General features: G+C 31.5%; 10 protein-coding genes. 4 read left to right on the forward strand and 6 right to left on the reverse strand.

The annotated features are described in order from the left end of the window. Positions 1–18: 18 nt before the first annotated feature. Positions 19–534 (forward strand): hypothetical protein, encoded by a 516-nt coding sequence (locus N5D90_RS05340; RefSeq protein WP_280061812.1) that lies wholly within the window; start codon positions 19–21, stop codon positions 532–534. Here the strand turns inward: N5D90_RS05340 and N5D90_RS05345 are convergent. The 3 genes from N5D90_RS05345 to N5D90_RS05355 all read right to left on the reverse strand — a co-directional run bounded on the left by N5D90_RS05345 (position 506) and on the right by N5D90_RS05355 (position 3,127). Continuing rightward, the gene (locus tag N5D90_RS05345; protein WP_038331078.1) at positions 506–988 is read right to left on the reverse strand and encodes a hypothetical protein; all 483 of its coding nucleotides are present in this window, start codon (positions 986–988) and stop codon (positions 506–508) included. The genes N5D90_RS05340 and N5D90_RS05345 overlap by 29 nt on opposite strands. A 66-nt stretch (positions 989–1,054) precedes the next feature. Next, positions 1,055–1,504 (reverse strand): hypothetical protein, encoded by a 450-nt coding sequence (locus N5D90_RS05350; RefSeq protein ID WP_038331079.1) that lies wholly within the window; start codon positions 1,502–1,504, stop codon positions 1,055–1,057. Positions 1,505–1,609: 105 nt separating this feature from the next. Next, positions 1,610–3,127 carry a Do family serine endopeptidase gene (locus N5D90_RS05355; RefSeq protein ID WP_280061813.1) on the reverse strand — a complete coding sequence of 506 codons (1,518 nt, stop codon included), beginning with the start codon at positions 3,125–3,127 and terminating at the stop codon, positions 1,610–1,612. A 161-nt stretch (positions 3,128–3,288) separates the two neighbouring features. Between N5D90_RS05355 and dapF the strand changes: the two genes are divergently transcribed. Genes dapF through N5D90_RS05370 form a run of 3 tightly spaced genes read left to right on the forward strand, consistent with a single transcriptional unit; the run spans position 3,289 to position 6,527 of the window. Then, entirely contained in the window at positions 3,289–4,065 is a 777-nt protein-coding gene (dapF, locus tag N5D90_RS05360) for a diaminopimelate epimerase (protein ID WP_115001951.1), read from the forward strand. A gap of 9 nt (positions 4,066–4,074) precedes the next feature. Continuing rightward, complete coding sequence (gene mltG, locus N5D90_RS05365) at positions 4,075–5,097, forward strand: endolytic transglycosylase MltG (protein ID WP_114998867.1); 1,023 nt, start codon at positions 4,075–4,077, stop codon at positions 5,095–5,097. 29 nt (positions 5,098–5,126) lie between these two features. Continuing rightward, a complete protein-coding gene (locus tag N5D90_RS05370; RefSeq protein ID WP_280061814.1) occupies positions 5,127–6,527 on the forward strand; it encodes an FAD-dependent oxidoreductase in 1,401 nt (466 codons plus the stop codon). A 40-nt stretch (positions 6,528–6,567) separates the two neighbouring features. Here N5D90_RS05370 and N5D90_RS05375 read toward each other — a convergent pair whose 3' ends face one another. The 3 genes from N5D90_RS05375 to N5D90_RS05385 all read right to left on the reverse strand — a co-directional run bounded on the left by N5D90_RS05375 (position 6,568) and on the right by N5D90_RS05385 (position 12,328). Beyond that, positions 6,568–8,595, reverse strand: a complete 2,028-nt coding sequence (locus N5D90_RS05375) for a hypothetical protein (protein WP_280061815.1) — start codon at positions 8,593–8,595, stop codon at positions 6,568–6,570. A gap of 113 nt (positions 8,596–8,708) precedes the next feature. After that, the gene (locus tag N5D90_RS05380) at positions 8,709–11,456 is read right to left on the reverse strand and encodes a TonB-dependent receptor (RefSeq protein WP_280061816.1); all 2,748 of its coding nucleotides are present in this window, start codon (positions 11,454–11,456) and stop codon (positions 8,709–8,711) included. Between the two features lie 95 nt (positions 11,457–11,551). Beyond that, a complete protein-coding gene (locus N5D90_RS05385) occupies positions 11,552–12,328 on the reverse strand; it encodes a GLPGLI family protein (RefSeq protein ID WP_280061817.1) in 777 nt (258 codons plus the stop codon). Between the last annotated feature and the right edge of the window lie 28 nt (positions 12,329–12,356).

The following is a 12,356-nucleotide window of genomic DNA, read 5'->3' on the forward strand; positions in this document are numbered from 1 at the left end:
TTAACATTTAAGTACATTATGGCGCCAATATTATCAATCCTAATTATATTTTTGATTTTCGGAATTTTTGTTTCGATATTCTTTGTTATTGCCGTATCTGATGCGAAAGTCAGAGAGAAAAATGAACAACATACACTGAAAAGCTTACCAGATCAGGTAGACTTAAAAGCTGTTGTACGTTACAATATTGGGCGTCCGCAAGGGAGATTTCTTAAAATGAAATCTTTTCAGGGAAGTGGTGTATTATATGTACAAGGAGATCAATTAATTTTCAAAGATATTTTGGGTAATGAAGATCATATTTTTGATTTGAAAACATGCAAATTATCTTGGGTTGAGAACAAAATAAATGGGATTACAAATGCTTTTAAAGTTGCCGATCACGAAGCAATTATCTTCTTTTATACTGATAAAGGTGTTTTTATTTTTAATACGATTGAAGAAAATGCGTCGACTTCAGATTTATATATTCGTTTGAAAGAATTGCGTAAAAGTATTAGAAATGCTAAAAAAGCTGAGTCGGCAAGTGAATAGTTAATACAGCTCGGAAACCGCTCATATCTTTAAAATTTTTATTTTCTCTAAACTCGAAAGAATAACCAGCATTTAACTCTACAATGCTCAAAACTGCAATACCAGCTTTTGGTGTAATTGTCCATGGAGAAACTTCGGCGCGAATAACATAAAAAGCAGAGCTAAAATTTGAACTATAAGGATCACCTGGATTGTTGTGAAAATTGAACATATATCCAGCTCCAACTTCTGGAATTACACGAAATTTATCTTTCATATAACCCAAATTCGCATTGGCGCTAAACGTCAAAATATTGTTGTTATCTTGTACTAAGAACAAATCTGTTCCAACTTTTCCATAATTTCCGTTCCAATATTCATAACCAAGATTAATCGTAAAATAATCGGTTAAGTTTTGTTGTGCTTTCGCTTGAAAACTAATGATAAAAACAAAGATTGCGATGAACTTTTTCATGTGATAAAATTAATGAATTATTTAGTTTTCTTCCAAAAAAATAAATTTTCGTCGTTTTTACTTTCTCTAATTCCAATTGAAAGGAATATTAATTCCAGCAGAAAATTGAAAGCCTTTTATCGGTTTGAAATTATCTTTCTCATTAATTTTAAAACCATATCCTATTCCAAATTCAACTATGGTCAAAAAAGTTAATCCAACTTTTGGAGTGATTGTATACGGTGTAAACTCGCTTTCTACAAAAGGAAAAATATATGAGCCGCCTGAGGTAAAATAGCCTGTAATACCAATTTCTGGAATGACATGAAAATTATCTCGCATATAAGCCATGTTTGCGTTGGCATCTATTCGTGGAGTGATAAATGTATCACCTAATCCAAAAGTGTAAAACAGACCTAGTTTGGCAAAGTTCCCAGATTGATTAGAATAACTTCCTGAAACGCCAAATAAGTTTTGACTGAATGCAAAAGAGGAGAATAAAAGAATGAAGATTGTACTGATTTTCCTTAAAGTCATACGTTTGGTTTTGAAATTAAACTTAGTGTAAAGATAAATAGCTACAACTTATCTTGTTGTAGCTATTTATAATGATTTATTAAAATTTAAAATCGACTCAAAATTTTAATCCATCGTGAATCCTTTTGTATAGATTCGTCCGTAATAATCTGCAAATTTAATTGATACGCGACCTTTATAATTTTTTAATATTTTTTCGATATCGTCTTGTGAACTTACATTTTTATCATTGATCGATAAGATAATAAATTCTTCTTGAACACCTGCTGCAGCTAATTTTCCTGAATTATCAAGATGTTTTACCATCACACCATAATTAATTCCGAAACTATCTTTTTGACGTTCTGTTAATGGCTCAAATTCTGCTCCAAGAACTTCAGTTGGCGTTAAGTCAGATTTGCTTCTCACTTTAGTGCTTCCTTTAGCATCTTTCAATGTAATGTTGTATGTTTTCTCAGAGTTTCCACGTCTTACAGTAAGCGCAACATTGTCACCAGGACGTTTGCTTCCTACGATGAACGATAACGAAGAGAAAGATGTAATTGGTTTTCCATCTACAGCTGTAATAATATCGCCTTCTTCGATTCCAGAATCAATTGCAGACCCTTTCGCTACCAATTCAGTTACCATTACTCCATTATCGGTTTTAATATTTTTCTTGAATTGCTTGTTGTATTGTTTTACAGCATCTTCATTCGATAAATCAAAACCTTTGATACCTAAATATCCACGTTGTACAATTCCGTACGATTTGATATCCTCCACAACTTTTTTCACCAAGTTTGCAGGGACAGCAAATCCGTAACCAGAATAAGCTCCTGTTGGTGAAGAAATAGCTGTATTAATACCAATTAAATCTCCGTTTGCATTTACCAAAGCACCACCAGAGTTTCCTGGATTAATCGCTGCATCGGTTTGAATAAACGATTCGATTGGTGATTCAGAATTTTTACCTAAAATATTAATGCTACGACCTTTTGCTGAAACAATACCTGCTGTAACAGTAGAAGTCAGTCCGAATGGATTACCAACTGCTAACACCCAATCTCCAACGTTAATGGCATCAGAATCTACAAATTTTGTGAATGGTAAACCTTTTTCACTAATTTTCAATAAGGCAATATCCGTACTTGGATCAGTTCCAACTAATTCAGCAATATAACTTTTTTGATTATTCAACGTCACCTCAATTTTAGAAGCGCCTTGTATCACGTGATTATTTGTAACTATATATCCATCTTGAGAAATAATTACACCAGAACCCATTCCAGATGGTTGATCTTGATCAGGTTGCTGTTGTTGTCTTCCTCTTTGTTGTTGCTCTGGTTGACCAAAAAAGAAATCAAAAGGATCAAACATTTGTTGCTGTTGTTGCTGTCTTTGATTCGAATAATTTTTGATACTCACAACCGTATGTACTGCTTTGTTAGATGCCTGCACAAAATTTGGCGCATCATATCCATAATTTCCTTTATAATCTACAAATTCAAAGTCTCCGTTTTTCTGATTACTCGCATTTGTAATAAATGGATTACTTCCATTTTCGTTCATCAAATAAAAACCTCCCATAGTTGTCATAGAGCTCACTAATCCAACTAATAAGTATCCTGTATATTTTTTCATCTTTATTATATAAGTTTTTAATGTTTTAGATTAAATCAAATTTAAGACCAAAATTTTAACATTTCAAACCGTTTAACGCATGTTAACACTATATTATAAATCTTTTATAACATTAGTTAAGAGTGATAAAAATGTCTTTACTTTGTTTAAAATTAAAGAAGTTGAAATTAAAATTTTATAAATATCAAGGAGCTGGGAATGACTTTGTCATGATTGATGATCGAGAAAAAACGTTTCCAATCTCTACAGAATTGATTAATAGGCTATGTGATCGTAATTTTGGGATTGGAGCTGATGGTTTGATTTTGTTACAAAATGATGAAAATTCAGACTTCAGAATGGTGTATTTCAATTCAGATGGAAATGAAAGTACAATGTGCGGAAACGGAGGACGTTGTATTATTCGATTTGCAAATGATTTGGATGTTGCCAATGACAAAATGACATTTAATGCGATTGATGGTCTGCATCATGGTATTGTAGATCAAGAAGTTATTCGTTTACAGATGATTGATGTAAATGAAGTGGAAGATCACGACAAATATTTGTTTATGAACACAGGTTCGCCACATCACGTAGAATTTGTGGAGAATGTAAAAGATATTAATGTCTACAAAAAAGGAAAAGCGATTCGTAACGGTGCACCTTATTTTGAGAAAGGTTCTAACGTAAATTTTGTTGAAGTTATGCCAGATAATAGTCTTACAATTCGTACGTATGAACGTGGAGTAGAGGACGAAACCTTGGCTTGCGGAACAGGGATTACGGCTGCTGCGATTTCTGCTTATGTCAAAAATTTGGTGGATAAAAAAGATATCAAAGTAAAAGCAATGGGTGGAGATTTATCTGTAAATTTTGAAGAAAATAATCATAACTTTGTCAATGTTTGGTTAAATGGACCAGCAGTAAAAGTTTTTGAAGGTGAAATTGAAATTTAATTCAATCCAATGAAAAAATTAAATTTAGTATTAATATTAATCTGTTCATTCGCATTTGTAGGATGTACATTTATAGATGGTTTCAAAGGAAATGCAACCAAAGATGGTTATATCTATATTTCTCGTGGAGCTAAATTTGAGCAAGTTTTAGATTCTTTAAAACCATTTTTGAAGGATGAAAAATTGTTCAAACAATATGCAGAAGATGCAGATTATCCAGCAACGATAAAATCTGGAAAATATAAAATCTCAAGCTCAGATTCTAACCGCGATATTATTGATCGTTTGCAAGGAGGAGAGCAAGAAGAAGTGAAGCTTCGTATCAAAAATGAACCGACAATTTATCATTTAGCAGGATCAGTTTCCAAGCAAATTGATATGGATTCTATCGAAGTTTTGACGGCTATTCGCGATTTTGTGAAAGAAAAAAACGATACAACGTTAAACGACGAAACAGTTAAGCAATATTTTATCCCAGAAACGTATTTCGTGTATTGGGGATTAACACCAGAAAAGTTTGTAGACAAAATGGTAGCTCAGCATGACAAAGTGTGGAATGCAGATCGTTTGGCAAAAGCAAAAGCGCTCAACATGACACCTTTGCAAGTGACAACTTTGGCGTCTATTGTACAATTGGAATCGTCTGATAATATGGATGAACAACAAAAAGTTGCACGAGCATATATGAATCGTTTGGCGAAAGATATGCGTTTAGAGGCCGATCCAACTTCTATTTATGCGTACAAAATGGAAAATGGTTGGGATCAAAAAGTGCAACGTGTGTACAAAAAATGGACGTGGTCTTCGAATGCGTACAACACATATCGTAACAAAGGTTTACCACCAGCGCCAATTTGTTTACCAAATTTAGGAGCAATTGATGCGGTTTTATCACCAGCAAATCACGATTTTATTTTCTTTGTTGCAGATCCTAAAAAACCAGGTTACCACATTTATACCAATGATTATCAGGAACATTTGAAAAATGCTGAGAATTATAGAAATTGGTTAAAAGAGAATAATATCAAATAGTTGTATCTTTAGCTAAACCAATTTTAGCTATGTCACAATCAAATTATACAAAAAGAGAATTCCTAAAACTGCTTGGTACAGGTAGTTTAGGAATTTTTTTTATGTCTTTTTATTCGTTTGATGATTTTTTGGATGATGATTTAATAATCTTGACAAAAGATGATGCAAAATATGATCAATACCGAAAATCATTCAACAAAAGAATTGAGAAGTTTCCGAAAATTATAGCAGTTTGTAAATCCGAAACTGGAATAAAAAAAGCAATTGCTTTAGCAAACGAAAAGAAACTAAAAATTGCCATTCGAAGTGGAGGACATAGTTTTGAAGGTTTTTCGAATGTTGATAACGGATTGTTGATTCATCTTGGATTGATGAATAAAATTACGTGGTTGCACGAGAATAAAGTGAAATTACAACCAGCTTGTTTGTTGCAGGAAATTTATGCGAATTTTTTACCTAAGAAAAGAATTATTCCAGCTGGTTCGTGTGGAACTGTCGCTATTGGAGGTTTGACTTTGGGCGGTGGTTACGGTTTTTTTAGTCGGAAATATGGTTTGACCTGTGATAATTTGCTTCGTGTAAAAATGATCGATTACAAAGGAAATATAATCGATTCTGATAAAGATCCAGATTTACTTTGGGCGTGTAAAGGAGGCGGAAATGGAAATTTTGGAGTTGTGACGGAATTACATTTCAAAACTTATCCTGCACCACAATCTTTCAGTGGATATCGTATGAAGTTTAATAATTTGACTTCTGATAAATTTGTCAAATTGATTCGGATTTGGTTTCAAGCAACGGAAAAGTTACCGAACGAAGCTTTTTCTGCTTTTGTGTTGAATGGAAAATTTTTAACGATTTTATTTACCAATTTTGCAGCAAATCAAACTGATTTTGAGAAAATATTTTCGAGTTTAATTCCACTAGCGAATGATTACAAACCGATGAAAAATAGAAATCTGGCTGCTGCACTCAAAAATTATTATGGTGTAACAGAACCAATTTATTTCAAAAATTCTTCGGCTGGTTTGTACACAGGAATTGAAGACATCGAAAAAGGTTTGGAAGATATTTTTGCAAAAGTTGTTGCTTCTAAAGGAATGATTTATCAGATCAATACTTTGGGAGGAAAAATCAATGAAGTCAAAGCTTCAGATTCTGCTTATCCACATCGTGATATTAATTATTTAAGCGAATTACAAGCATATTGGGATTTGCCTTCACAAGAAGAAAAGTTGACAAAATCATTTGAAGAAGTACAACAATTATTAAGAAATCTTGGAAATGTAAAACAATACCGAAATTATCCAGATATCAATTTTCCTGATGCAAATAATGCTTATTTCGGAAATAATTTGGTTCGTTTGCAAAAGTTGAAAAAGAAATATGATCCAAATAATTTGTTTGATTATCCACAAGTGATTAAATAAAAAAACTCCTGAAAATTATTTTTCAGGAGTTTTTGATTGATTATTTGAAAGCTTTTTTCATCTTAAATTTTAGCATATTCATTAATCCAGATTCGATAATATCAATACCTAAACCGTAATTACTATCTGCAATTGTGTAATGATTATTTCGGAATTCCTCGAAATTTTCCATCGTAATTTCATGATTCGTCGAAGGATTGTATTCAATGTAAGCACTTCCTCCACTTGCTGTAATTTTCTTTCTACTTGAGTAGGTGAAATATTTATCATTAATCGTCGATTCTTGAATCGTATACTTTTCCTTTGTATCAATTTTTTGATCGGTTGATAAGTTGATTTCATACTTTTCACTATCGAAATTATGCCAAAAACTTGCGTCTTCGTGAATAAAATCTCTCACATTATTTTTCGGGATATTTCGATCAAAGAACATCAAGAAGCGTTCGTTTGTCACTTTATCTTTAAAATATGGATTCTCGATTCGTGCTTTATATTTTATCGTTAATTCGTTCAGCTTTTTATCATCCGAAACAATTTCAATCGAAGTGTCTTTAAAAATTTCTCTCAAATCCATTTCAGGGCGATCTGCACTATAATTTAACGCATAATAAAAGAAACTATTCCAACTATCAATAATTTCGCGCTTGTTAGTATTCTTGAAATATCGGCGCATATTATTTGCACGATTGTAACGATAAATCGATTCAGATTCTAAATAACCTTCGTTTCCTTTTGCCGCTACACTGACTTTTTCATCTATACAAAACTTAGGAAATTTGTAAGGTTCACGAATTTGTAAGGTCTGATTTGGTTTAATTTCTAAATAATGCGCAAAATAAATAAAGCTTCTATTTTCTAAGTAACCATACTCATTACGCATTGTTGCATCAACGTAATATGTCTCATTATTATGTTTCACTTTTACAATCACATGATTGAATGCCAACAACGATGGGAGATAATATTTGAAATAGAAATCAGTATTATAATTCAGTAAAATGATTGAAGATTCTAATCCTAGATAATCAAAAATAACTTTCAATAAAATAGATTTAGCCTTGCAATCTCCTTGTTTATTTGCATAAGTTATTTCTGCTTCTTGAGGTTTGTGACCGCTCATTTCATCGGCATTGTAGATATAATAAATATGGTTTTGAACATATTCTATCGCATATTCAATTTTATCTTCGATGTCAGAAAATTCATTTAATTTTTCGATCAGATTTGGTGCGAAACTTTCAAGATTAGCTTTGTTAAGCACTTCTTCGTAATAAGGCGAAATAAAGTTTGAAAGCTTTTCCCAGGTGCTTTTTGTTGCAAAATCGATGTAAGGAAAAATCTCGCGATTTGGATCTGTTGGATTAAGATAATTTACCAACTCAAAAACGTAAGAACCGCCAGAAGAAATTGTTCCTATTTCAGCTTCGATTACATTTCCATTTTCATTTTGGTCACGGAAGAAGTTTTTCTTGTAAACAAATTCATCATCACGCTCATTGATTAATTCGAACGTATAATTTCCATATGCCCAATACGAATCAGGGCTAACCCACAAATAACGGCTGTATTCTTTGCGGACAAAATCTTTATCAGTAAATATTTTTTCTCTTGCATCTTCCAACACAAGAATATCATATAAACGCAAATCTTTGATCGAAATATTAATTTTTTTGCTTTTGTTGATTACGCCAGAACCGCTATCATTTTCGTTATCCAAAACTTTTACAGTGATATCTGCTAATTTATCAATTAACTCTCCATCACGAATCACAGAAATTCTATGAATCAAATAAATTTCGTTTTCTTCGACAATTGTATCGAATGTAGAAGCTTTTTCTAAATTTGCAGGATCAGTTAAAGTATAAGACATGTTAACATACTCGATATGTTTTTCACGTGTTACATAAAATTTTTTGTCCAAAAAGTAACAATAATCTCGTCCTTCATCTAAAATATTTTTCGAGAAATCAGTTTCTTTAGAAAGTTCAATAATTTGTTCGTCTGTTAAACTCTTTGTCCAATTTTCTGGTTGAATAATTTTATAAATTTCGGTAGTAGGGTTTTCCATCTATTTATTTTTAGTTGATTAGATTAAAAGTACAAAAATTATTTATAAAAAAAACGCGTCTACTTTGTAGACGCGTTCAGATAAATTTTATGATAAAAATGTAATTTATTGATTTAGAACTTATATCGTAAACTCACGATAAAATATCTTCCCAAAACATTTTTAGTTGTAGTCGATATGTAGTTATCATTAAATCCATTCGAAACAATTACGTTGTTTCCTAATAAGTTTCCACCTGTAAGAGTTAAATAAGTTTTCTTCGCAATATTGTATCGCGCAGAAGCATTCCACTCTTTTGCTGTGTTTATTTCTACTCCATCACGGTATTGTAAGCGATAAGAGAAATCGGTCTGAACTAATAATTTACTTGTAGCGGACCAAGCAGCTTCCCCGTATGGACGCCAGTTCGTAAATTTCTGTTCAGATAATGATTGATATTTACTTAGGTTTAAATTAACCCCAGCCTTCAATTCAAATTTCTTTTTGAATGTGAATGAGTTCTCTAAATTATATGTTTGATTAAAACTTTTGTTGTTTACATTGTTCAAATCATCATTTTTAACAACTCCATTTTCATATTCAATATTTCGTGTAATGGTATAATAATTAGAAGTAGAAATATTACCTGTTAATCGTGCATTGTACCATTTAGCAAAACGTTTCCCAATCATGAAATATCCTGAATAAGTTTCTTGATTACTGCCAGAATTAATTAAGGTATTGAACTGATAGTTATTTACAATTGTATCGTTTCCAGAGATAATAAAGTCACGGTTTAAAACAGATTGCGTTTGTATACTTTTTTCTTGTAACGTATAACTCAAATTCGCAAAAATATTAAAAAATGTGAACGAGTTAAAATGATTAAAATTAAGACTTGCTGTATGCGTCAAAGCTTGTCGTAAGTTTCTATTTCCATAGAAAATCGATTGGTAACTTTGAATTGTGTACGAGTCATTAAAATCTTTTGTGTACGGATAGCTATAGTTTTGTGAATAACTTGCGCGAACACTTGTTGCATTGTTGAACTTGTATTGCAAATTCAGGTGAGGTAAAAATTTCGTTTCCGAACGATTTAATTTTTCACCATCTTGGTATTTCGATTTCTCATTAAAGAACGAAACTCCCGCACCAGCATCTACTTGAAAGTTTCCTAGTTTCTTTGTCAACGTTACATCAGCAAAAGTCTCGTTGTAATCTAAATCTGTATTACTGATTAATGAATTATCATTCATTAATTTCTGAAAATCATAGATTTTATTATCAAAATCTTGCGTACTAAAATTTGTTCCAACTTTCACCTTAAGGTTAGATGTATTTGTCAACAAGTGATTGTAGATTCCATATAATTGAACAGTATTCAAAACAAAGTTTTGATCTTGATTGATATTATATTGATTATTTACTTGAGATAAATTCTTGAATAAATTAAAAGATGAGAACGGATTTGCTGTTGATAAAACATTGTAATCTGGCGTATCTTTTTGATATTGATGACGAAAATATAAACCAACATTATCATCGCGTCCAACTTTACGGATGTAAGATAAAGTTTGTGATAAAGAGTAATTCTTTTGTTCAGAATTTACATTTCTAAAGCTATTTTTTTGATCGTTATAATAGCTATCAACCAATTGTTCATTTTCGCTATCTAGATAATTAAAATTTAAACGATATTTAATTTGTCCTTTATCATTCGGATTATAATCTAAACGCAAACGCGACATTCCCATCAAAATATTGCTCTTATTTTGTTCCTGATCGACAGTTGTATAAGGCGTTTCGATATTGTTGTAATAACGCTCAGATTTAGAATTGTAACGAATATTATTTGTATTAACTAAACCAAAACCAGAGATTTTTAATTTCTTATTTGGTTCAACACCAAAATGCACAGCACCATTATAGGTATTCATACTCGGCGCATCATTTTTTGTCATCAAGTTTAGATTGTTCGAATTTCCTCTTAATGAATAAATACTTCCTTCAGAATTAAATTCAGAATATCCACCAAAGAAGCTCATATAATCATCTTGATCAAAAACTTGTTTCCCGAATGTATTAAAATCATTGATTAATGTTCCGTCTGTTTTTTCTGAGAAATAGAAAATTTTTGCTTGCGCATCTGTATGTTTGTCCGCATCTCCACCTAACGTCACATTACCAAATGCAAGACGTTTCATATCATCTTTTAGTTCGATGTTTAACGAGAATTGTTCGTCATCTTCTTGTAAGGAAGAAGCAAACGGATTTGATTTGAACTTTGTATTCAATTGAATTTTAGAAACTGCATCCGAAGGTAAATTTTTGTTCAATAATTTTTCGTTACCACCCAAAACTTCACGTCCACCAACTGTTACTTGTGACATTGGTTTACCTTTGTACATTACCTTTCCATTCACAACTTCAATTCCAGGTAATTTTTTAAGGATATCTTCTAATGTTTCTTCATTTCCAACTTTGAAAGAATCTGCATCAAACTCAATTGTATCACCTTTTACTTTGATCGCTTGTTGAGCTTTTACAATTGTTTCTTTTAAGGAAATTTCTTTTCCTTGTTTAAGCTTTATTTTTTTGTTGACATTTTCAGTTAAATCAACATTTTCTACATATGTTTCGTAACCAGCTTGCTCAATTTCGATATCATATTTTTGTCCACAAGGCAATTTGAATTCAAATTCACCCATGTTACTTGTAAAAACAAAACCTTTTCCTTCGTTTTTACTATCAAAAATAGAGACAGAAGCATCTGTAACAGGAATTCCAGCATCATTTGCAACAGCACCTTTTAATTTACATTCTTGTGCAAATGAGATTAGAGCAGCTGAAGTAAATAAAATTAGATAGAGTAATTTCTTCATATGTATTTTTTAGTTGATAACTCAAATAGAGTTTTTTGTAAAACACATCTGTTTATGTGTTAAAAACAGATGTGTTTTATATTTTGTTTAATGAATTATTGGGTATCTACACCGCTATTCATCATTTCTTTCATCTTTTTTTGCATATCTTCTACAATTTTCATGAATTGATTATGCGTTACAGTTTCACCTTTTGTAGGAATGTTAACTTTTAATTCTTTATCCGAAAGTTTTAATTCTTTTAAAGTGAAAATCATTGTCGTTCCTTGGTAATCAAATTGAGCTTTTACAATTAAACCAGGTAAACCAGCTAAAGAAGTTGGTCCATCTTTTATTGGAATTTCTGGAGCAAACCAAGCCGTTACAGGAATAGAATCCATCATAACACCTTCTGCTTTTGTTGCTTTGTATCCTGCAATATCCGTTTTCTCACGAGAGATTTTCCATTTGTAATCAGGAATTTGGTCTTTAATCAAATATTGTTTTGTCCCCATATCAACTTCTTTGTAATACAAATTTGGAATTACTGTAAAGTCTTTATAAGTTGGTTTATTATCGAATGATGCCATTTGTTGAGCAATCATTCCTCCTTGAGATTGAGCATTTCCTACTTTTTGTTCTAATACAAAAGTTGATTGTTTTGAATTACTTTTTAAGAAATAGTTCATGAAAACACCAGCATCAATTTCAGCTTTCAACATTGGACCAACTTGTGAGCGATATTGTTGAGGAACTTGTGCCATTGTTTTGTCATAATCCAATTTCATTTCGCAAACATAAGTTGCATCGATATTTTGTGTTTTATTGTCTTGTGCGATAGAAACTGTAGTTGTGATAATTCCTAAGGCAAATGTTAAGATTGCTTTTTTCATAATTGTTGTAATTTGTTTAATTAGTCTG

The sequence above is a fragment of the Empedobacter sp. GD03797 genome, from assembly GCF_029842105.1.
In the GTDB taxonomy this organism is placed as follows: domain Bacteria; phylum Bacteroidota; class Bacteroidia; order Flavobacteriales; family Weeksellaceae; genus Empedobacter; species Empedobacter falsenii_C.

Excerpts from the sequence above, each read along its gene's own strand:
- N5D90_RS05350 (WP_038331079.1), bottom strand. The coding sequence starts at position 1,504 with ATGACTTTAAGGAAAATCAGTACAATCTTCATTCTTTTATTCTCCTCT.
- N5D90_RS05380 (WP_280061816.1), bottom strand. The coding sequence starts at position 11,456 with ATGAAGAAATTACTCTATCTAATTTTATTTACTTCAGCTGCTCTAATC.
- N5D90_RS05355 (WP_280061813.1), bottom strand. The coding sequence starts at position 3,127 with ATGAAAAAATATACAGGATACTTATTAGTTGGATTAGTGAGCTCTATG.
- N5D90_RS05345 (WP_038331078.1), bottom strand. The coding sequence starts at position 988 with ATGAAAAAGTTCATCGCAATCTTTGTTTTTATCATTAGTTTTCAAGCG.
- mltG (WP_114998867.1), top strand. The coding sequence starts at position 4,075 with ATGAAAAAATTAAATTTAGTATTAATATTAATCTGTTCATTCGCATTT.
- N5D90_RS05375 (WP_280061815.1), bottom strand. The coding sequence starts at position 8,595 with ATGGAAAACCCTACTACCGAAATTTATAAAATTATTCAACCAGAAAAT.
- N5D90_RS05370 (WP_280061814.1), top strand. The coding sequence starts at position 5,127 with ATGTCACAATCAAATTATACAAAAAGAGAATTCCTAAAACTGCTTGGT.
- N5D90_RS05385 (WP_280061817.1), bottom strand. The coding sequence starts at position 12,328 with ATGAAAAAAGCAATCTTAACATTTGCCTTAGGAATTATCACAACTACA.
- N5D90_RS05340 (WP_280061812.1), top strand. The coding sequence starts at position 19 with ATGGCGCCAATATTATCAATCCTAATTATATTTTTGATTTTCGGAATT.